Source organism: Rhodoferax lacus (assembly GCF_003415675.1).
GTDB classification, from domain to species: Bacteria; Pseudomonadota; Gammaproteobacteria; order Burkholderiales; family Burkholderiaceae_C; genus Allorhodoferax; species Allorhodoferax lacus.
On record NZ_QFZK01000003.1, the window covers coordinates 383,141 to 403,911 of the forward strand.

General features: G+C 61.5%; 22 protein-coding genes. 15 read left to right on the forward strand and 7 right to left on the reverse strand.

Features of this window, described 5'->3' with window-relative positions; translation table 11 throughout:
• Positions 1 to 194 precede the first annotated feature (194 nt).
• Entirely contained in the window at positions 195 to 785 is a 591-nt protein-coding gene (locus DIC66_RS07940) for a hypothetical protein (protein WP_117175824.1), read from the reverse strand.
• Positions 786 to 973: 188 nt separating this feature from the next.
• On the opposite strand from DIC66_RS07940, the gene DIC66_RS07945 reads away from it, so the two are divergent.
• The 5 genes from DIC66_RS07945 (at position 974) to DIC66_RS07965 (ending at position 5,662) form a co-directional block, all read left to right on the forward strand.
• Positions 974 to 1,423, forward strand: a complete 450-nt coding sequence (locus tag DIC66_RS07945) for a YidB family protein (RefSeq protein WP_117175930.1) — start codon at positions 974 to 976, stop codon at positions 1,421 to 1,423.
• Between the two features lie 92 nt (positions 1,424 to 1,515).
• Positions 1,516 to 2,820 (forward strand): efflux RND transporter periplasmic adaptor subunit, encoded by a 1,305-nt coding sequence (locus DIC66_RS07950; protein WP_117175826.1) that lies wholly within the window; start codon positions 1,516 to 1,518, stop codon positions 2,818 to 2,820.
• Positions 2,821 to 2,826: 6 nt separating this feature from the next.
• Positions 2,827 to 3,576: an ABC transporter ATP-binding protein gene (locus DIC66_RS07955; RefSeq protein WP_117175828.1), complete on the forward strand. Its 750-nt coding sequence runs from the start codon at positions 2,827 to 2,829 to the stop codon at positions 3,574 to 3,576.
• Between the two features lie 107 nt (positions 3,577 to 3,683).
• The gene (locus tag DIC66_RS07960; protein ID WP_476705499.1) at positions 3,684 to 4,808 is read left to right on the forward strand and encodes an ABC transporter permease; all 1,125 of its coding nucleotides are present in this window, start codon (positions 3,684 to 3,686) and stop codon (positions 4,806 to 4,808) included.
• A 29-nt stretch (positions 4,809 to 4,837) separates the two neighbouring features.
• Complete coding sequence (locus DIC66_RS07965; protein WP_117175832.1) at positions 4,838 to 5,662, forward strand: undecaprenyl-diphosphate phosphatase; 825 nt, start codon at positions 4,838 to 4,840, stop codon at positions 5,660 to 5,662.
• A 7-nt stretch (positions 5,663 to 5,669) separates the two neighbouring features.
• On the opposite strand, the gene DIC66_RS07970 is transcribed toward DIC66_RS07965, so the two are convergent.
• The 4 genes from DIC66_RS07970 to mutS form a co-directional block, all read right to left on the reverse strand.
• A complete protein-coding gene (locus tag DIC66_RS07970) occupies positions 5,670 to 6,470 on the reverse strand; it encodes an alpha/beta fold hydrolase (RefSeq protein WP_117175932.1) in 801 nt (266 codons plus the stop codon).
• Positions 6,471 to 6,493: 23 nt separating this feature from the next.
• On the reverse strand, positions 6,494 to 7,321 hold the full coding sequence (locus DIC66_RS07975; protein WP_117175834.1) for a proteasome-type protease: 828 nt from the start codon (positions 7,319 to 7,321) through the stop codon (positions 6,494 to 6,496).
• Positions 7,322 to 7,397: 76 nt separating this feature from the next.
• Positions 7,398 to 9,047 carry a methyl-accepting chemotaxis protein gene (locus tag DIC66_RS07980; RefSeq protein WP_117175836.1) on the reverse strand — a complete coding sequence of 550 codons (1,650 nt, stop codon included), beginning with the start codon at positions 9,045 to 9,047 and terminating at the stop codon, positions 7,398 to 7,400.
• 97 nt (positions 9,048 to 9,144) lie between these two features.
• Complete coding sequence (gene mutS / locus DIC66_RS07985) at positions 9,145 to 11,748, reverse strand: DNA mismatch repair protein MutS (RefSeq protein ID WP_199534683.1); 2,604 nt, start codon at positions 11,746 to 11,748, stop codon at positions 9,145 to 9,147.
• Between the two features lie 168 nt (positions 11,749 to 11,916).
• Here mutS and DIC66_RS07990 point away from each other — a divergent pair, with 168 nt between their 5' ends.
• The gene (locus DIC66_RS07990) at positions 11,917 to 12,186 is read left to right on the forward strand and encodes a type II toxin-antitoxin system TacA family antitoxin (protein ID WP_117175840.1); all 270 of its coding nucleotides are present in this window, start codon (positions 11,917 to 11,919) and stop codon (positions 12,184 to 12,186) included.
• A complete protein-coding gene (locus DIC66_RS07995; RefSeq protein WP_117175842.1) occupies positions 12,179 to 12,679 on the forward strand; it encodes a GNAT family N-acetyltransferase in 501 nt (166 codons plus the stop codon). Before DIC66_RS07990 ends, DIC66_RS07995 begins: the two co-directional genes overlap by 8 nt.
• A 94-nt stretch (positions 12,680 to 12,773) precedes the next feature.
• Here the strand turns inward: DIC66_RS07995 and DIC66_RS08000 are convergent, their stop codons facing one another.
• Complete coding sequence (locus tag DIC66_RS08000) at positions 12,774 to 13,436, reverse strand: helix-turn-helix transcriptional regulator (RefSeq protein ID WP_117175844.1); 663 nt, start codon at positions 13,434 to 13,436, stop codon at positions 12,774 to 12,776.
• 95 nt (positions 13,437 to 13,531) lie between these two features.
• Positions 13,532 to 13,678: a hypothetical protein gene (locus DIC66_RS08005; protein WP_233505828.1), complete on the reverse strand. Its 147-nt coding sequence runs from the start codon at positions 13,676 to 13,678 to the stop codon at positions 13,532 to 13,534.
• 25 nt (positions 13,679 to 13,703) lie between these two features.
• Here DIC66_RS08005 and DIC66_RS08010 point away from each other — a divergent pair, with 25 nt between their 5' ends.
• From DIC66_RS08010 to istB, 8 genes are all read left to right on the forward strand, one after another.
• Entirely contained in the window at positions 13,704 to 13,997 is a 294-nt protein-coding gene (locus tag DIC66_RS08010; RefSeq protein ID WP_158558869.1) for a type II toxin-antitoxin system Phd/YefM family antitoxin, read from the forward strand.
• A gap of 9 nt (positions 13,998 to 14,006) precedes the next feature.
• The gene (locus DIC66_RS08015; RefSeq protein ID WP_117175848.1) at positions 14,007 to 14,411 is read left to right on the forward strand and encodes a type II toxin-antitoxin system VapC family toxin; all 405 of its coding nucleotides are present in this window, start codon (positions 14,007 to 14,009) and stop codon (positions 14,409 to 14,411) included.
• A 116-nt stretch (positions 14,412 to 14,527) separates the two neighbouring features.
• A complete protein-coding gene (locus DIC66_RS08020) occupies positions 14,528 to 15,001 on the forward strand; it encodes a helix-turn-helix domain-containing protein (RefSeq protein WP_117175850.1) in 474 nt (157 codons plus the stop codon).
• Positions 15,002 to 15,004: 3 nt separating this feature from the next.
• The gene (locus tag DIC66_RS08025; protein ID WP_117175852.1) at positions 15,005 to 16,273 is read left to right on the forward strand and encodes a type II toxin-antitoxin system HipA family toxin; all 1,269 of its coding nucleotides are present in this window, start codon (positions 15,005 to 15,007) and stop codon (positions 16,271 to 16,273) included.
• A gap of 247 nt (positions 16,274 to 16,520) precedes the next feature.
• A complete protein-coding gene (locus DIC66_RS08030) occupies positions 16,521 to 17,483 on the forward strand; it encodes a helix-turn-helix transcriptional regulator (RefSeq protein WP_117175854.1) in 963 nt (320 codons plus the stop codon).
• Between the two features lie 136 nt (positions 17,484 to 17,619).
• A complete protein-coding gene (locus tag DIC66_RS22885; protein WP_147321268.1) occupies positions 17,620 to 18,252 on the forward strand; it encodes a hypothetical protein in 633 nt (210 codons plus the stop codon).
• A 91-nt stretch (positions 18,253 to 18,343) separates the two neighbouring features.
• Positions 18,344 to 19,867 (forward strand): IS21 family transposase, encoded by a 1,524-nt coding sequence (gene istA, locus DIC66_RS08035; RefSeq protein ID WP_117175934.1) that lies wholly within the window; start codon positions 18,344 to 18,346, stop codon positions 19,865 to 19,867.
• Positions 19,860 to 20,690, forward strand: a complete 831-nt coding sequence (istB, locus tag DIC66_RS08040; protein ID WP_117175856.1) for an IS21-like element helper ATPase IstB — start codon at positions 19,860 to 19,862, stop codon at positions 20,688 to 20,690. The genes istA and istB overlap by 8 nt, the downstream gene beginning before the upstream one ends.
• The last annotated feature ends 81 nt before the right edge of the window (positions 20,691 to 20,771 follow it).

A 20,771-nucleotide genomic window follows, 5' to 3' on the forward strand; every position in this document is an offset into this window, starting at 1 on the left:
TTAATTGATACAAAATTGTGAATTACATGTCCACAGCAGGGAACTTAACGCAGTTTTTCACGCATGGGTATAGGGCTTTAGCCTAGTCCAAGCCCGAAAGCAGCAGTATAAGCAGCATTCCCATCCGGCCATGGGCCGAAAACATCAACGCAACAAGCATGCCATGCGGGTGCCGCTGCGTTCACCGCAGTCGCTCAGGCCAGCAAAGTCGCCGCAAACGCGTTGATCGCCTCAAGGTCTGGCGACAGGGCGGTGTAGGGGATGGCCTCGCGGTCCAGCAAGGTGCGAATGCCCAGGTCAATCGCCACAGCCTGCTCTTCCTCCTGAAAGCGTCCGGCCCGCACGTAGCGCTTGTCGCCGCGCTCCACCAGGATGTTGACGTTGTCATGCATGCGGTGCCACTCCAGCATCTGGGTGCGGGTCTTTGCCACATCGCAGATGTTGGGCTCGTAGTTTTCGTTGTAGTACAGCATCTGCGGCAGCGCGCTTTCGGTCACCAGAAACTGCACCTGGCCATCGAGCAGGTTGAGCATTTCAAACTGGCGCTGGGCAATGAAGTACTGGTTCTTCAGCACTTCAAAGTTGCGCTGCCACACCAGGGCCTTTGCGTGGTCGGGAATGGTCTCCACCGTCTTGCCGTGCAGGTGCAAATACAACACGATTGCTGCCGAGAACATGGACTTGCCGCAACCCGGCCCACCGATGATGTTGATCACCTTGGTGGGATACATGCGCAGCTTGGTTTCGGGCAGCACATTGGAAATATTGGTGTATTGAATCGCCATGTCGGTGCTCTCCTGACTTCAATGTCCTGTTTGCAATGGGCCCGACTTTAAACCCATTGCCGCCCGGCCTTGCGGCACCACAGTGCGCCCGCACCGTACGGGGTGCCCAGGGGTGCCCAGGGGTGCACACCCTTTGACACAATGCTGTGGCACACTGTTTTCTCCTATTTTTTTGAAGGAGTATGGCCATGGGTTTACTGGATTCCGTGTTGAGCGCAGTGGGTGGACAGCAACAGGGCGGCGAGGGCCTGGGCGGACTGCTGGGCATGCTGGGCAACCAGCCCGAGCTGCTGCAAGCGGCCAGCAGCCTGCTGGGCAATGACGGTGCAAACGGGGGCCTGCAAGGCCTGATCGCCAAGTTTCAGCAGGCAGGCCTGGGCGACGTCGTGGCCTCCTGGGTGGGCACCGGTGCCAACCAGGCTATCTCGGGTGAGCAACTCAGCAGCGTGCTGGGCAGTGATGCGCTCTCGGGTCTGGCCAGCAAATTTGGTGTGGACCCTGGTGCCCTGGCCGGACAGCTCTCTGGCGTGCTCCCAGGCCTGGTGGATCAGCTCACCCCCAATGGCCAGGCACCGGCGGCAGGCCTGGGCAACGGTGGCGACCTGATGGGCATGCTGGGCGGTTTGCTCAAAGGCTGATCGCGCCACGGGCCCATGGACCTTTACCCCGGCTTTACTGCGGGGTAGCCCTTCGGGCGCTGGGCCGAAGGGCCGGTTTCTACAATACGGGCATGAACAAACGAGTCTGGCTGGGTGCCCTTGTAGCGATCGCGTTGGCAGGAGGCGCTGCGGCCTGGTGGATGCAGCGCACCGCGTCCGACGCAGTCCCCTACCGGACCGCCAAAATTGAACGCGGCAACCTGCAGGCCACCGTGGCCTCCAGCGGTGCCGTCAACCCGGTGGCCCTGGTCACGGTGGGCAGCCAGGTCAGCGGCCAGATCCGCGACCTGCTGGTGGACTTCAACTCCGAAGTCAAAGCCGGCCAGTTGCTGGCCCAGATAGACCCCGAAACCTTCGAGTACCGCGTGCGTTCGGCCCAGGCCGATGTGGACGCTGCGCGCGCCGCCGTGGCCACCGCACAGGCCAACCTGCTGGCAGCGCTGACGCAGGTGTCGCGCGCGCAGGTGGACCTGGCTGAAGCCCAGCGCGACCTGGACCGCAAGCAGAGCCTGGTGGAGAAGCAGTTCATCGCCCAGAGCGAGGCCGACAAGGCGCGCGCCCTGGTCAACACCAGCCGCGAGGCCCTCAAGGCCGTGCAGGCGCAGGTGGGCGTGGCGCAGGCGGGCGTCAAATCGGCCGAGTCTGGCGTGGCCCAGCGCGAAGCAGCCCTGGCCCAGGCGCGCATTGACCTGGCGCGCACCCGCATCACCTCGCCGGTGAACGGCATTGTCATCAAGCGCACCATAGAGCGTGGCCAGACCGTGGCCGCCAGCCTGCAGGCCCCCGAGCTCTTCATCATTGCCCAGAACCTGCGCGACATGCAGGTGGAAGCGGCCATCGACGAGAGCGATGTGGGCCGCCTGCGCACCGGCCAGAAAGCCAGCTTCACTGTGGACGCCTATCCTGGCCAGACCTTTGACGGCCAGATCCGCCAGGTGCGCAAGGCCGCCAGCAACGTGGCCAATGTGGTGACCTATGTGGCGGTGGTGGGCTTCTCCAACCCCGAAGGCCTGCTGCTGCCCGGCATGACGGCCAATGTGCGCATCGTCACCGAACAGCGCGCCGATGTGCTCAAGGTGCCCAACGCCGCGCTGCGCATGCGCATTGCGGGTGTGGAGCCGCCCAAGGCGCAGGCCTCGGAGACCGGGCGCAGCGCCAACCGTGCCCGCGTCTATGTGCTCGATGCCCAGGGCAAGCCCCAGGCCCTGAACGTGCGCCAGGGTGTGAGCGACGGCAGCATGACCGAGCTGTTGGCCGACCCCCGGGCCACCGCAGAACTGGCCGAAGGGGCTGAAGTGATTGTGGGCACCAAGTCTGCAGCGGGCGGCGCGGCACCGCGCACGGCAGGCCCGGGCGGCCCCCGGCCCCCGTTTTAAGCGGCCATGGCTACACCCGACAGCGTGCTGATTCAGGCCCGTCACCTCAGCAAGACCTACACCATGGGCACGGCCGCGCAGCAGCGCGCAGGCGTTGGCCAGACGGTGCACGCCCTGCGCGATGTGTCGCTGGACATTGCCGCGGGTGACTTCGTGGCCATCATGGGCGCCTCGGGCTCGGGCAAGTCCACGCTGATGAATATCCTGGGCTGTCTGGACCTGCCCAGCTCCGGCACCTACCACCTGGCCGGTGAGGCGGTCCAGGCCATGGGCCAGGACCAGCTGGCTTCCATTCGCAACCGGCGCATCGGCTTTGTGTTCCAACAGTTCAACCTGCTGCCGCGCACCTCGGCCCTGGAGAATGTGGAACTGCCCATGGTCTACAGCGGCATCAAACCGGCCCAGCGGCGCGAGCGCGCGCAGCAGGCCCTGCAGCGCGTGGGCCTGGGTGAGCGCATGGGCCATACACCGGCCGAGCTCTCGGGTGGCCAGCAGCAGCGCGTGGCGATTGCCCGTGCCCTGGTGAACCAGCCGCAGCTGATCCTGGCCGACGAACCCACCGGGGCACTCGACTCGCAAACCAGTGAAGACATCATGCAGTTGCTCACCGGGCTCAACCAACAGGGCATGACCGTGGTGCTGGTCACCCACGAGGCCGACATTGCCGCCTGGGCCCGGCGCCGCCTGGTCTTCAAGGACGGGCAGATCGTGCAGGACGTCTGCAGCGAAGCGCGCAGCGGTGGAGCGTGGGGGTGAACATCTTTGCTGCGTTACGCAGCGCCCTGCGCGCCCTGGCCGCCAACGCCTTGCGCAGCGTGCTCACCATGCTGGGCATCATCATCGGCGTGGCCGCAGTCATCACCATGATTGCCGTGGGCCGCGGCGCCACCGACCGCGTGCAGGAGCAGATGAAGGGCCTGGGCTCCAACATCATGCTGGTCATGCCCGGTGGCGTGTCGCAGGCGGGGGTGCGCCTGGGCGCGCAGACACGCCAGCGCCTCACCGAGGAAGACGCGCAGGCCATTGCCTTCGAGATCCCCGAGGTGCAGGTGGCAGCACCCACCTCGCGCGCCAACGGCCAGTTGGTCTATGGCAATGCCAACTGGAGCACCAGCATCATCGGTGTGACCAATGACTACCTGGAGGCGCGTGACTGGCCCCTGGCCAGCGGGCGCCCCTTTGATGCGGCCGAACTGGCCGGTTCGGCCAAGGTGGCCTGGATAGGCAGCACCGTGGCACGCGAACTGTTTGGCGAGGAAGACCCGGTGGAGAAGATGGTGCGCGTGCGCAACATCCCCATGACGGTGATCGGCGTGCTGTCGCCCAAGGGCCAGAACTCCATGGGCCAGGACCAGGACGACGCCATCATGATTCCCCTGTCCACCCTGCGCAATCGCATCTGGGGCGGTGACGCCAGCATCCGCTTGAAGCGCGTGGGCTCGATATCGGTCAAGGTGCGCGACGGCCAGGACATGAAGGCCGTGGAGCAGAGCATCACCGACCTGCTGCGCCAGCGTTTCAAGGTGGCCCCCGGCGGCGATGCCCCGTTTGTGGTGAAGAACCTCACCGAGATCCTGCAGGCCCAGGAAGAGTCCAGCCACGTCATGACCCTGCTGCTGGCCGCCGTGGCCGGCATCAGCCTCTTGATTGGCGGCATTGGCATCATGAACATCATGCTGGTCAGCGTGACCGAGCGCACCCGCGAGATCGGCCTGCGCATGGCTGTGGGTGCGCGTGGGCGCGACATCCTGGCGCAGTTCCTGATTGAGGCGGTCACGCTCAGCCTGATTGGCGGCGCCATCGGCGTGGCGCTGGGCGCGGCCGCTACCTGGGGTGTGGGTGCCTTTGCCGGCTGGCAGGTGAGCCTGAGCTTGGGCTCGGTCTTGCTGGCGGTGGGTTTCTCGGGCTGTGTGGGCGTGTTCTTCGGTTTTTACCCGTCACACAGGGCCTCTAAACTACTGCCCATTCAGGCCTTGCGCTACGAGTAGTTTTTTACCGGTTATTTAGGGAGTGAATTTTGGATATTGTTTTGCTGTTCAAGGCCGCCATCATGGGTGTTGTGGAGGGGCTCACCGAGTTCCTGCCCATCTCGAGCACCGGCCACCTGATTCTTACCGGGTCGCTGCTGGGCTTCCATGACGAAAAGGCCAAGGTGTTCGAGATCGCCATCCAGACCGGCGCCATTCTGGCGGTCATCCTGGTGTACTGGGAAAAGATCCGCAACACCATCGTCACACTGCCCAACAGCAAACGGGCGCAGCGCTTTGCGGCCAATGTGTTCATCGGTTTTCTGCCCGCCGCTGTGGTGGGCTTTACCGTGTACAAGGTCATCAAGGAGCATTTGTTCAACCCGCCCGTGGTGGCCGGTGCCTTCATCGTGGGCGGCTTCATCATCCTGTGGGTGGAGAAGGTGGCCAAGCCGGTGCCGCGCATCCATGACATCGACGACATGTCCGGCCTGGACGCCCTCAAGGTAGGCTTGGTGCAGTGCATCGGCATGATTCCCGGCACCAGCCGCAGCGGCGCCACCATCATCGGCGGCATGCTCTTGGGCCTGTCACGCAAGGTGGCAGCCGAGTTCTCTTTCTTCCTGGCCATCCCCACGCTGGTGGGGGCGGGCGCCTACAGCCTGTACAAGGAGCGCGCACTCCTGAGCATGGCCGATCTGCCGCTGTTTGGCGTCGGTTTGCTGGTGTCTTTTGCCTCGGCCTGGCTGTGCATACGCTGGCTGCTGAAGTTCATCGCCACCAACGACTTTGTGGGCTTTGCCTACTACCGCATTGCCTTTGGCCTGGTGGTGCTGGCTACGGCCTGGACGGGCACGGTGCAGTGGACGGCATGAGCCTGTTTTAAGCCGCGTTTTCCATTGCGCGAATAGCAGCTTCGATGGCGGCCGCTGTCTCCACCGGCTTCTCCATGGGGAACAGGTGGCTGCCTTCGATCATGCTGATGCGGCCCTGTGTCACCTTTTGCGTGAGCCGGGTGCCCACGCGGCGCAGCTCTTCGGAATCGGTTCCGCCAATGAAGTGCACCGGGCACTGCAGCGGGTGGCGCCTGAGCTGGCGCTCCAGGTTGTGGGGCAGGGCGTTGTAGATGTCGGTCTCCACCAGGCGGTCAAAGGCCAGTACCCGCTTGCCGCCTTTTTCTTCGGTGCCAAAGTTCACGTAATCGCGCAGCACCTGCTCGTCCCAGTGGGCAAAGGCTTTTTTGCTGCGAAAGTGGGCAAAGGCCTCATCCGTGCTGGCCCAGCTGTTGCGCCTGCGCTGGCTCACCGCACCGGGCGAGAACGAGCCCACCATGTTCGTGCGCTTGGCCAACCCCACCAGGCTGGATTTCCAGCCGCCCAGCAGGGGCGAGTCAATCAGCACCACGCCCCGCACCAGCTGCGGCAAGCGCAGCGCTGCCATGAAGCTCAGGTAGCCGCCCAGCGAGTGACCCACCAGCCAGACCGGCTGGCTTGTCTTCTCGGCCTCCTGTTGCATGAACGCGCACAGCTGGCGCACCAGATGCGGCCAGTTGCTGCTGACGGGGTAGAGCGGGTCATGGCCAAACTTCTCCAGCGCCCGCACGGTAAAGCCGCGCCCGCGCAGGCTCTTGAACAGCACCTTGTAGGTGCTGGCCGGGAAACTATTGGCGTGGGAGAAAACAATCACTGCGCCCGCCCTTGCAAGGTCTAGATCAGCCGTTCGTCAGGGGTAGTGATCTTCTTGAGTGGCAGGCTGCGCGCCGTGGGCACCATCAGCGGCACCTCGGTCTGTGCGCCGTCCCAGGTCGGGTCTTCGATGCTGTCAAACACCTCGCGCAGCTTCTGGCCCCAGCTGCCGTGCAGCATCTTGAAGTAGGGGTTGTTCTCGTCAATGCAGACCACCTTGTCGGTCTGGAAGCTGTTGGCCTCGTACACCACCATGTCCATGGGCAGGCCCACCGACAGGTTCGACTTGAGCGTGGAGTCCATGGACACCAGTGCGCACTTGGCGGCCTCGTCCAGCGGCGTGGTGGGGGTGATCACGCGGTCCAGCACCGGCTTGCCGTACTTGGACTCACCCACCTGGAAGTAGGGTGTCTCGGGCGTGGCTTCAATGAAGTTGCCGGCCGAATACACCTGGAACAGGCGCATGCCTTCGCCCTTGATCTGGCCACCAAAAATCAGCGAGACATTGAAGTCCACCCCCGACTGCTGCAGCGAGCCGGCATCGCGGTCATGCACCTTGCGGATGGCTGCCCCCAGCACGCGGGCCGCATCAAACATGCTCTTGGCGTTCCAGATGGTCACGCCTTCGTCTTCGTCGTGGTCCTTGAGCCGCTCCACCTGCAAAATTTCGCGGATGCTTTGCGAAATGCTCAGGTTGCCCGCCGACAGCAGCACCATGAAACGGTCGTCCGGCTTCTCGTAAACAATCATCTTGCGGAAGGTGCTGATCTGGTCCAGCCCCGCGTTGGTGCGGGAATCGGAGAGGAACACCAGGCCGGCGTTGAGTTTGATGGCGACGCAATAAGTCATGAAGCGGATTCGTATACAAAACGCTGATTTTAGGCGAGCGCGTCAGGCGAGCGCCTGACGGCCACGGGGCTTGGCCCTAACCCAGCGCCAGGTAGCCGCCGCGCCCCACCTTGAACACCGACACCGCCTCCACCAGATCGGTGGCCTGGTGCCTGAGCGTGTTGGCTGCGGCAGAAATTTCTTCCACCATGGCCGCGTTTTGCAGCGTGGCCTGGTCCATGTTGGACATGGATGCACCCAGCTGCTGCACGCCTGCGGCCTGCTCGCGGCTGGACTCGCTGATTTCGCCCATGATGCTGGCCACCTTCTTGATGGCCTCCACCAGTTCGGTCATGGTCTGCCCGGCCTGGCCCACCTGGGTGCTGCCGTGCTCCACGCGCTCCACGCTGGCATTGATCAGGCTCTTGATCTCCTTGGCCGCGTCGGCCGAGCGCCCGGCCAGGGAACGCACCTCGCTGGCCACCACCGCAAAGCCGCGCCCCTGTTCGCCGGCACGCGCTGCTTCCACTGCGGCGTTCAGCGCCAGGATGTTGGTCTGGAAAGCAATGCCGTCAATCACGCTGATGATGTCGGAGATCTTGCGCGAAGAGTCGTTGATGCCCTTCATCGTCTCCACCACCTGACCCACCACTTCGCCACCCCGCACCGCCAGGTTTGATGCGCCCTGTGCCAGCTGGTTGGCCTGGCGCGCGTTCTCGGCGTTCTCGGCCACAGCACCGCTGAGCCGGTTCATGTGCGCGTTGGTCTGCTCCAGGTCGGTGGCTTGCTGCTCGGTGCGGTTGGACAGGTCCTGGTTGCCCGAGGCAATTTCTTCGCTGGCGGCAGACACGCTTTCCGAGCCGTGGCGCACCTTGCTCACCACCTCAATCAGGCCGTGCTGCATGTTGTTCAGCGCGGTGAGCAGCTGGCCTGCCTCGTCTTTGGTGGTGGCGTTGATGGCCACGCTCAAGTCACCGCCAGCCACGCGCTCAATGGCCTGCACGGCTTCTGACAGCGGCTTGGTAATAGAGCGGATCAGCACCGTGGCCGCCACTGCTGCCAGGCCCACGCCCAGGGCGGCAATCACCAGCATGGCCACACGCGCCGTGTTGTAGCTGGTCACCATGTTGGCGCCCTCGTCGGTGGCCCCCTTCTGGCTGATGTCCACCAACTGGTCGAGTGTGGCCGTGGCCTTGACGAACAGCTTCTCGGCCGTGGTGTTGAGCAGGCGCTTGCCTTGGTCTGCCTGGAACTGCTTGGTGAGGGACACCACCTGCTCGTGGATCTTGAGGTAGGCCGCCCAATCGGCCATGAAGCTGTCAAACAGCTTGCGCTCGTTGTCATCGGTAATGCGCTCGCCAAAGGCCTTGCTGTCTGCCTGGAAGGCCGCCAGGCCCTTGGCCATTTTTTTCTGCAGTTCGTCGGACTCGCTGTCCACCGTGCTCATCACAAACTGCAGTTCGGCCATGCGGTAGCTGGCCAGCTGCGAGCCCATCTTGTTCACCGATACCGATTTGGGCAGCCACAGAGTGGATATCTCATCGGCGTTGCGCCACATCATGCCCATCTGGAATACGCCGGTCACGGCAATGACCAGCATGGCCGCCACCAGCATGGCAAAGGTGGCCGTGAGGCGCGTGGAAATTCTCAGGTTGTTGAGCGTATTGATGGCAGCCTCTTTCTGTGTCGCATGTATGTGGGGAGGTGGCCGGTACAGCTTCCAGTGACTGAACCGCCACTTCATCATACGGTCTGTTATTGACGCACATCAGCAAAAAGCGCCTTTTTTCAGCCTGCCAACGACAGCCCCTACAGCAGCCCCATATCCGTGCGCAGCAAGGCCTTCAAACGGTGCGCACCAGGGCCTTGAGTTGGTAGATCGCATCCATCGCTTCGCGCGGGCTCATGGCATCCGGGTCGAGTGCGGCCACGGCTGCTTCAACGGCTGACACCGAAGCTACTTCAGCCACCGGCGCCGCAGCAAACAGATCCACCTGGCGCTGCGAAGCGGTGGCGTTGGCCTCCAGCGCATCCAGCGTGTGGCGTGCCTGGTTGAGCACGGCTGCAGGCATGCCGGCGAGGCGCGCCACCTGCACGCCATAGCTCTTGCTGGCCGGACCGGGCTCAATCGCATGCAGGAACACAATGTCGCGCCCGGCCTCGGCCGCGCTCACATGCACGTTCACCGCTGCGTGGTGCGTGGCCGGGAATTCGGTGAGTTCGAAGTAGTGCGTGGCAAACAGGGTGAAGGCCTGCGTCTTGTCATGCAGCTGCGTGGCAATGGCCGAGGCCAGCGCCAGGCCGTCAAAGGTGGAGGTGCCGCGGCCTATCTCGTCCATCAGCACCAGGCTTTGTGGCGTGGCCGCGTGCAGGATCTGCGCACCCTCGGTCATCTCCAGCATGAAGGTGGACTGGGCATTGGCCAGGTCATCGGCCGCGCCTATGCGGGTGTGGATGGCGTCTATGGGCCCCAGCGTGCAGGCCGTGGCCGGCACATGGCTGCCCATGCTGGCCAGTAGCACGATGAGGGCCACCTGGCGCATGTAGGTGGACTTGCCGCCCATGTTGGGGCCGGTGATCATCTGCATGCGCTGCTTGGCGCCCAGTCGGGTGTCGTTGGCGATGAAGTTACCGCTGGACAACTCGGCCAGCCGCGCCTGCACCACCGGGTGGCGGCCCTGCGTGATGTCTATGCAGGGCTGCTCCACAAACTGCGGTGCGCACCAGTCCAGCGTCAGCGCGCGCTCGGTCAGTGCGCACAGCGCATCCAGCGCGGCCAGGGCCTGCGCTGTGCGGGTCAGCATGGGCACAAAGGCCTGCAGCTGGTCCAGCACCTGCTCGAACAGCCACTTCTCGCGCGCCAGTGCGCGGTCCTGCGCACTCAGGGCTTTGTCTTCGAAGGCCTTGAGCTCCGGGGTGATGAAGCGCTCGGCGTTTTTCAGGGTCTGGCGGCGCCGGTAGTCCTCGGGCACCTTGCTGGCTTGGCCTGTGCTGACTTCGATGTAGAAGCCGTGCACACGGTTGAACTGCACACGCAAATTGGGGATGCCGCTGCGCGCTTTTTCGCGCACCTCCAGGTCCAGCAGGAAGGCATCGCAGTTGGTCTGGATGCCGCGCAGCTCGTCCAGCTCGGCATCAAAGCCGCTGGCAATCACACCGCCGTCGCGCACCATCGCGGCCGGCTCAGGGGCAATGCCGGCGGCAATCAGGTTGGCGCATTCGGGGGGCGTCAGCAGGTCGGTGGCAATGGCCTGCAGCTGGCCGTCCAGGCCCTGCAGATGCTGCGACAGCGCCTGGGTTTTTTGCAGTGTGTTCAAGAGCGCCACCAGCTCGCGCGGGCGCACCTGGCGCAGGGCCAGGCGGGCGGTGATGCGCTCCACATCGGCACAGCCCTTGAGCTGCTGGCGCAGGCTCTGCCACAGGTTGGCGTTGGGGCCGGTGTGCAGGGTGGCAATGGCGTGCAGGCGGTGCCGGGCCTCGGTGCGCTCGCGTTTGGGCTCCAGCAGCCAGCGCTTCAAGGCGCGGCTGCCCATGCCGGTCATGCAGGTGTCGAGCAGGCTGAAGAGGGTAGGGGAGTCCTCGCCGCGCAGGGTGAGTGTGAGCTCCAGGTTGCGCCGCGTGGTGGCAGGCAGGTCTATCAAAGCATCGTCGCGCTGTACCTGCACGCTGCTGATGTGGGTGAGCGTGCGGCCCTGCGTGTGCTCGGCATAGGCCAACAGCGCGCCCGCTGCGGCATGGGCCAGCGGCAGGTCTTGTGCGTTCCAGCTCGTGAGGCTTGCAGCCTGCAGGGCGGAGAGCAGCTTGGTCTGGCCCAGGGCACTGTCAAACTGCCATTCGGGCCGGGCCGTCAGGAATACGGAAGTGCCCATGCGCAGGCGCTTCAGGCGTTCTTCAAAGCTGGTGGTGACGGTGGCGCTGTAGGCCAGCTCGCTGGGCGCAATGCGGCTGATCCACGCGCCCAGCGCGTCGGGCGCGCACTCGGCCAGGAACACGATCCCCTGCGTCACCGACAGCCAGGCCAGGCCGCAGCGGTTGCGTGGGCCCTGGTGCACGGCCATCAGCATGGACTCGGTTTTTTCGTTCAGCAGCTCGGCATCGGTCAGCGTGCCCGGTGTCACCACGCGCATCACCTTGCGCTCCACCGGCCCCTTGCCACCCACCTCGCCAATCTGCTCGCAAATCGCCACCGACTCGCCCTGGCGAATCAGCTTGGCCAGATACCCCTCCATCGCATGAAAGGGCACACCGGCCATCTGGATGGGCTGGCCCGCCGACTGGCCGCGCGTGGTCAGCGTGATGTCCAAGAGGCGCGCGGCCTTCTCGGCATCCGTGTAAAACATCTCGTAGAAGTCACCCATGCGGTAGAACAGCAGCGTGTCCGGAAAGTCCGCCTTGAGGGCCAGGTACTGGGCCATCATGGGTGTGTGTTGCTTCAGGTCTTCGGTCATCAAAGGGAGTCTATCCGCTCACGCCCTTGGAATGTCGTAGCCCTGGTCCCGCAGCATCTTTACCCAGCGGCGAATGCGCGCTTAAGTCCGAAGCAGTCGCTCTGCTTCTTCAAGTTGACCACCCTGATTTGATACGGCAAAATACCGTATGATTTTTTTGGAGTTGCCATGGCCACAGTTGCCCGTTTTGATCTAAAGCTTGATGCCGAGGACAAGGACCTTCTCTCCCGTGCGGCAAGCCTTATGGGCACAACGATGGCCGGCTTTGTCCGCAGTGCGGCCAAAGAGAAAGCTCAAACCCTGTTGGAGCAGGAGTCTCGGGTAACGCTCTCCAAAAGAGATTTTCTTGCCTTCAACGCAGCGCTCCATGGCGCGTTCAAGCCTAACCCGGCGTTGCAGGGTGCGCTGAAGGCAGTGGCAAAGGTCAAGCGTGCTTGAAGAGCAGGTTTTTGATGTCAGGGTGCACGATCGCGCAAGCTTTCATTGTGGGGTGTCGGCTCTCGATGATTTCTTGCACAAATATGCAGCGCAGCAGAGTTCAAAAGGCATCAACACCGTCTTCGTGATTGTTGATGACGCGGCGCCAAGCAAGATACTGGGTTTCTACACGCTCAGTGCGGCACAAATAGATGTTCAACAACTCAGTGACACCGAACGCAAGAAGCTGCCCCGCTACCCCGTGCCTTGCTTTCGCATGGGGCGCCTGGCACGCGCTATTGAAAGTCGTGGAGCCGGATTGGGCGAGATTCTGATTGGCTGTGCCGTTGACAGGTGTTTGCATGCCCGTAGCCTGGTTGGTGCCTACGCGCTGCTGGTGGATGCGAAAGATGAAGAAGCGAAGTTCTTCTACGAGCAATACGGTTTCATCCCTTGTATGGATGCGCCCATGACCCTTTACTTGCCGCTAGGCTTGAGCCTGACAAATCAGTAGGTGCAGCGCGCAGCGAAGTGGGGCCAGGGTGTCGGCTTGGGGGGAGCCCAATGTGTGGCCAAGCGCATGGCCTCTCGTTCCACGTACTGCCGATTCATGTTGGGCCACCAAGTTCCATACCCTGCTTGAGCGAGCGCACTTGCGCCAGAACGTTTTCGCGCACTTCGGGCGGCAAAATGCTTGGCAAGGGTGATGCCTGCCTAAGCTCCTTGGCACGGCGGGAGTTGCTCAAGGCGCGGCGCCAATCGTGACGGTGCAATATCACCGACCACTCGTCCCACAAAAATTGGGAGCGCTTGTCTGGTGAACTGCGCCACCTATCCAGGGTGGCAGTGGCCTTTTGAAGCAGCGCGGGATCACTCTGGATCAGGCGAACCGCCTCTTTGTGCAGCATCAAGCTCTGCAGATCCTGAACGTCGTGTGCACCATCAGCCGCCTTAACGACCAGGGACAGCGGCGGCGCTGAGCGCTTGGAGGTTGCCTTGGCTACTGGTTGCCCGGTTTGAAGTGCGCCACTGCCCAATAACGCCAGCTCGCCGGATACACCCAGTGCCGACATCACACGCAGGTAGGTGCCAATCGATGGTGCGGGATCACCTGCCTCCACGGCACCGAGTGTGGTGCGCGATATGCCAACGCGCTGGGCCATGGCTACGCTGGATGATCCCTGCTGCTTGCGCAGGCGTTTGAGCCTCGCGCCGAGTTGCAGCAGCAACTGGCGATCCAGTACGGTGGAAGTATCGGAGTAGGTGCTCATATGTCCATTATATTGGACAATTAATAATAAAAGTGTCCATTTTGTTGGTCATATCACCGGAGGCCCTTAGGCTGCCTTTTTGCGCGAATGACCTGTCATGTCGGTGAATCTATCGAGGTTCGTGCCACACCCAGCTTCAGGCCCAGCATGCCGAAGATGCGGTTCATGGTCTGCACGCTGCCGGAACTGCGCTCCTGCTCTATGTCCTGCACGAAATTGCGATAAAAACCTAAAATGTACATATTCCATGTACATAAAAGGAAGTTTATGTCTATCTCCATTGCCCAGACCCGCCAGCAACTGTCCGCCCTGATTGCAGCCGCTCAGCAGCAGCCGCAGGTCATCACCAACCGGAACAAGGCGGTGGCGGTGCTTGTTTCTGCCGACTACTTCCAGCACAGCGAGGCCGCAGGCAAGCCGCCTGCCCAGAGCTTTTACAGCCAGCTGGAGCAACTGCGCCAGACCTATGCGCCAGAAGACGACACCGGCTTGGCCGGGGCCGAGGCAGGCACGCGGTCAAGCGCGTGGCAGCGCGCCAACGCCTTTGCAGACCCGAGCTAAGGCCGCGGCATGGCTACCACCATCGTTCTGGCTGACACCAACGTCATCAGCGAGTTTGTCAAAAAGACACCCGATGCGCAGGTCATGCGCTGGCTGCAATCGGTGGAGCTGCTGGCCATCTCCGCCATCACCCTGGAGGAAGCGCACTTTGGCCTGGCCTGGCAACCCCACACGCGCAAGCTTGCGCTCTTCAATGCCATGGTGGAACGCATGCACGCGGTCTACCCTGTCACGGCCTCGATTGCGCAGCGCGGGGGCGTCTTGCGTGGCCAATTCCAGGCCCAGGGCATCGTTCGCAGCGCGCCCGACATGCTCATAGCCGCTACCGCCCTGGAGCATCAGCTGGTGCTGGCCACCCGCAATGTGCGCGACTTTGTGGGCTGCGCCATACAGGTGGTCAATCCGTTTGAGTGAGAGGCGATGCACCCTGCCGTAGGGGACGGACAGAGTCCACACACGGCAAGCGTCCTCAGGCAAATAGTGTCAATAAAGTGGCTATTTATTTTCAATATAGATAAAATATTGACGCTATGGCCAAGAATACCGCCCCCTTGCTTCCTTCCACAGCCAACCTGCTGCAGCAATTTGGTGAACGCTTGCGGCTGGCGCGGCAGCGGCGGCGGCTGACAGCCAAGCAGGTGGCTGAGCGCTCCGGTATGTCCCCCATGACCTTGCGCAGCCTGGAGCGCGGTGGCCCCGGCGTGACCATGGGTGCCTACTTGTCTGTCATGCAGGTGCTTGGCCTTGAGAGCGATCTCGGTCTGCTGGCCCATGCTGACACCCAAGGGCGGGAGTTGCAGGACGCACGCTTGCCCGCCACCCGCAAGAAGGTCGCAAGCGTTGCGCCCCCGGTTGCAAAGACAACTGCAGTGTCACAGCGCGTCAAGCCCACCCCACCCGAACACAGCTGGGTGGCAAAGAATGGCTTCTCCAGTTCCGCGGCACTGGCCGGGCTTTTAGACGTGCCCACACCCGCGCCAATACCCAAGCCCAAAGGCCGCTAAGCCATGCGCACCATTGCTGTATATGCCGACTGGAGCGACTTGCCCGCACCACTTCGCCTGGGCTTGCTGCACGTGCAGCGCGGTGCTGGCCGCGAAATCTTTGAGTTTGCGTTCGATGCGGCCGCTCTCTCGCATCCAGCCCTGAGCAAGCTGTATCTTGACCCCAGGCTCGGCCTCTTTCAGGGGCGACAACACCCGCCCCAAGGCCATACCAACTTCGGCGTCTTTGCGGATGCCAGCCCCGACCGCTGGGGTCGCCTGCTTATGCGCCGCCGCCTGGAACGTGAGCAGCGTTCCGGGCTGGTTGGCAAAGCCGTGCGACTGCACGAATCAGATTACCTGCTGGGCGTGCATGACGCCTTCCGCGTAGGTGCCCTGCGGCTGCGGCCGGACGACGCAGGCGATTTCGTAGACGACCGTCACGGCGTGGCCGCGCCGCCGTTTGTGCAGTTGCGCGAACTCGAAGCCGCAAGCCTGGCGCTGGAGCGTGATGAAGACAACACCGCGGCAGGTGGCGACAGCTGGTTGCGCATGCTGCTGGCGCCTGGCGGCTCATTGGGCGGCGCAAGGCCAAAGGCCAGCGTGGTCGACCCGGATGGCCACCTGTGGATCGCCAAGTTTCCCAGCGTGCATGACACCCACGATGTTGGCGCCTGGGAGCTGGTGGTGCACACACTGGCCCAGTCCTGCGGCCTGCGTGTGCCTGACGCCATGGCGCGGCGTTTTGCCAGCCGCCACCATACTTTCCTGGTAAAGCGCTTTGACCGCACGGCAGAGGGCCGACGCCTGCACTTCGCATCCGCCATGACACTCACCGGGCACAAGGACGGTGACGACGAGTCGACCGGTGTCAGCTATCTGGAAATCGCCCGCGTGCTGATGGACCATGGCGCGCAGACCGATGCCGACCTGCGAGAGTTGTGGTCGCGCATTGTGTTTAACCAGCTTGTGTCCAATACCGATGACCACTTGCGCAACCACGGCTGCATCCTGGTGTCAGGCAAAGGGTGGCGTCTGTCCGGTGCGTATGACATGAACCCCGTACCCGGCTCACAAGGCCTGAAGCTCAACATCAGCGAAGCCGACAACGCGTTGGATCTGGACCTGGCACTCTCCGTGGCACCCTATTTCCGCATAAGCGCAAAGGCGGCCAAGACCGTGGTTGCAAACAGCCGGGCCATCGTTCAGCAGTGGCCCAAGCTGGCTACACACCTGGGCCTGAGCGCAAGCGAGCAGGAACGCATGGCACCAGCGTTTGGGTTGGCGGGATAGGGCCGGGTGAAGCTGACGCACCCAGGCTCACCACACGAGCCCCGTCCCGCCTCCCCAAACCCCGCATCGCTGGCCATAAGCACAGGCCCCCAAGCCCACGCCACGCACACGCCTTGGCACAAACTTGCCCCACTTTGATACATCGCACAGCAGCTGCCAGTGCGTCACCCACCATACACACCGGGCCGTGCGTCATGTGCACGCATTAAGATGCAAAAAAAACCATTAGAAGCAAGGTACGCGAGGCATGAGTGAAGTCGTCCGGTTATACCGATACAAAAGCCTGCTGGGCAGCCGCACAGCTGTGTCTGCCAATGAGCTGATGGCCGCGCTGGAAGTGTCGCGCGCCACCCTCAAGCGCGACATCGCCAAGCTGCGCGACCAGCTGCATGTGCCCATCCGCTTTGACCGCGACCTGGGCGGCTACCTGCTTGAAGACGCCCACACCGACAACGAACTGCCCGGCCTGTGGTTCAGCCAGGAAGAAATACTGGCCCTGGTCACCATCCAGCAACTGCTGGAGCAGTTGGAGCCCGGCCTCTTGGGCAACAAACTCAAACCCCTGCAAAGCCGCCTGAACCAGCTCATGGACAAGCACGGCCTGGCCAGCCAGGACGTAGCCAAGCGCATACGCATCGTCCACGCCGGCAAGCGCGTGGTACAGGCCAAATCATTCGAAGTGGTGGCCGCCGCCACCATGGCCCGCAAGCGCCTGAAGATCTGGCACTTCAACCGCCAGAACGGCATCACCACCGAGCGACAAGTCTCGCCCCAGCGCCTGGTGCACTACCGCGACAACTGGTACCTGGACGCCTGGTGCCACCTGCGCGACGACGTGCGCAGCTTCAGCATAGACGCCATCCAGAAGATTGAAGTGCTGGACACCGCCGCCAAAGAGGTCAGCACCAAAAACATAGACCAGGCCCTGGGCAGCGGCTATGGCATCTTCAACGGTGCCGCACAAGACTGGGCCAAGCTGCGCTTCACCCCCGAGCGTGCGCGCTGGGTGGCCGGTGAATCCTGGCACCCGCTGCAGGAGAGTTCGTTTGAGGCGGACGGCAGCTACCTGCTGTCGTTTCCGTACGCCGATGACCGCGAGCTGGTGGGGGACATCATGCGCTTTGGGGCGGATGTGCAGGTGCTGGAGCCCAAGGGGTTGCGGAGCAAGGTGCAGAAGGGGTTTTTGGAGGCCGTGGGGAAGTATGTTTGATATTTACTTTTTGTCTTGAATGAATATCTATTCGTTAATAAATCAATGGATTTTTCATAATTTTCGCATAGTTTTATTCGCAATCGAGTTGCGACATTATTAATGCAAATTATGTTATAAGTTAAAGGAGTTTGTTTTGGATCAAGGTCTACAGATTTTTAGAAACGATGTTGTTTCACAGTCACTGCGTGAGTTTGGGGAAGACGATCGTCAGAATGGATTTGTTGCAATTGTTGGGCGTATGCTGGAAGAGGCGGAGGAATTTGTCGATTTCACACCGTGCCCTTATCGTGGAATAGGCACTCGACGTAGGAATCTTGGAATAGACGGTTACTCAATTGATGAAGCAGACGGGTCATTCCGCATTATTATTGCGAATTTTTATGGTCGCACAGAGCCTGATACTTTAACTCAAACCTCAGCGAAAATCGAATTCTCCAAACTTACAAATTTCATTGATGAAGCCTTGGCCGGACACGATGACCATTTACCTGCCGACGAGGATCCCGCAACTGACTTTTCATCGATTTTATTGCATCATAAGCAATCTATATCGAGGTTTCGACTTTATCTCGCAACTGATGCAATTCTGAGTGATCGTGTTCGCGACTGGCCTGCAGTGTCTATTGAAGGAATTCCTGCGGAATTCCACATTTGGGATATTCAGAGGTTTCAGGACGCGCTAACTTCTCGCAGTGGACGAGAGGCATTAACTGTAGACTTTACCGAAATTGTTGATGGAGGCATGTTGCCGCTGACCGAAAATTGACAGTCTGAAACTGAGAGTGCCGATCCAAAATTGACAGGGGTGTTCCACTGCTCTGCTGAAACTTTCAGCAGGGATGTAAAAGGTGATCACCATGGACATGATTGGCAAGGTGCGGCGCATGAAGTTGCGCGACCAACTCTCTGACGGAGAGATTTGCAGAAGGACGGGACTGGCCAGAAACACGGTCAAGAAGTGGCTCAAAGCCCCCGGCGACATAACCCCGAAGTACCAACGCAAGCAGGCGGATGGCAAGCTCACGCCATTTGAGCCCGTGCTGGTGCAAGCGCTGCGTACGGATGCGCATAGGGCCAAGCACGCACGGCGCAGCGGCAAGGCGCTGTTTGCGCAGATTCAGGCGCAGGGCTACCGAGGCGGCTACAGCGCAGTTACTGCCTTCATTCGTGCTTGGCGAGAGGAAAGTGTCAAGGATCCCACCAAGGCTTTTGTTCCGCTGAGCTTCGAGCTCGGCGAGGCATTCCAGTTCGACTGGAGTGAAGAGGGTCTGCTGGTTGGCGGGGTGTTTTACAAGATGCAGGTGGCCCATCTGAAGCTATGTGCCAGTCGTGCCTTCTGGCTGGTGGCATACCCTGGCCAGGGTCACGAGATGCTGTTCGACGCGCATACCCGATCATTCCATGCGTTGGGTGGTATTGCCAGGCGTGGCATCTACGACAACATGAAGACGGCGGTGGACAAGGTCAAGAAGGGCAAGGGCCGCATTGTCAATGCACGCTTCTCTGCCATGTGCAGTCATTACCTGTTTGATCCGGACTTCTGCAATGTGGCGTCAGGCTGGGAGAAGGGCGTGGTGGAGAAGAACGTTCAGGACAGCCGCAGGCGGATCTGGATTGAGGCTGGCACCAGACGCTTTGGGTCATTCGCTGAACTCAACGCCTGGCTCGGAGAACGATGCCACTCCATCTGGGCGGATACGGTGCATCCCATCCACAAGCAATTCACTGTGGCAGAAATGCTGGAGCTCGAGCGCCCCCATCTCATGTCTATACCGGTGCTCTTTGATGGCTATGTGGAGAAGCCTGCGCGGGTCAGCAGCACCTGCTTGGTTGCGGTGGCACGCAACCGTTACTCCGTTCCCTGCGAATGGGCGGGGCACCTGGTGAGCACCCGGCTGTATCCGAACCGGGTGGATGTTGCCTGCGCGGAAACCATCATCGCCAGTCATGCCAGAACTCCAGGCAGCGGTCAGACGACATACGACTGGCAGCACTACATCGAATTGGTGCAACGCAAGCCCGGCGCATTGAGAAACGGGGCACCGTTTCTGGATCTTCCTGCGTCATTGCAGCGGTTGCGCAAATCGCTGCTGCGACACCCCGGAGGGGACCGCACGATGGCACAGGTGCTGGCCACCGTCCCACAAGCCGGATTGGATGCGGTCCTGGTGGCGGTGGATCTGGTGCTTGAAGGGGCCACACCCAACGGGAGCGTCAGTGCCGAGCATGTGCGCAATGTACTGGCGCGGCTGAATGCGCCACCGGTGCCGGAGCATGCACAGACTGCTCTGCAATTGACCCACCTTCCCATAGCCGATACCGCACGCTACGACCGCCTGCGCCCAACCCATAACGATGATCAAGGAGTCTTCCATGCATGATTCAGAACGAAACGTTCAGAGCGAACTCAAGGCCCTGAGGTTGAATGGTATGGCCGCTGCCTGGGCCGACCTCATGGAACAAGATGGTGGCTCAGCAATTCAGAGCTCACGCTGGCTGGTCGAGCATTTGCTCCAGGCAGAGGATGTGGACCGGCATATGCGTTCCATTACCCACCAGATGAAGTCTGCACGCTTCCCGATCCATCGGGACCTCGCGGGCTTCGACTTCGACGTATCGCAAGTCGACAAGGCGCTCATCAAGAAGCTGGCAGACCTGACCTTCACAGAGGACGCGCAGAACGTTGTACTGATTGGTGGACCTGGCACCGGTAAGACCCACTTGGCAACCGCACTGGGAATCTCTGGCTTGACCCACCATTCAAAGCGTGTGCGGTTCTACTCGACAGTGGATCTGGTCAATGCGTTGGAGCACGAAAAGGCCAAAGGCATTCCGGGACGCATAGCCATGAGTTTGATGCGCATGGACTTGGTCATTCTGGATGAGTTGGGGTACTTGCCATTCAGCCAAGCGGGCGGCGCCTTGCTGTTCCATCTGCTGTCCAAGCTCTATGAACACACCAGCGTTCTGATCACCACCAACCTGACGTTTGCGGAGTGGTCTGCCGTGTTCGGGGATGCAAAGATGACTACGGCATTGCTCGATAGGCTTACCCATCACTGCCACATCGTCGAGACAGGCAATGAGTCATACCGCTTCCGACACAGCTCTAAAGAAGCCAAGGGCAAGATCAAATCAAGGGAACAGTCCCGCAGATCTGTTGATTCCAGCGTCAATCTGAGCCAGTTTGCAGTCGAATTTTGAGCCACACGGTTTAAAGGTATTTTTGGCTACTCGATTGTGGATAAGTCTACATCTGGAGCTTCCCCTTTCTGTATTTTTGCC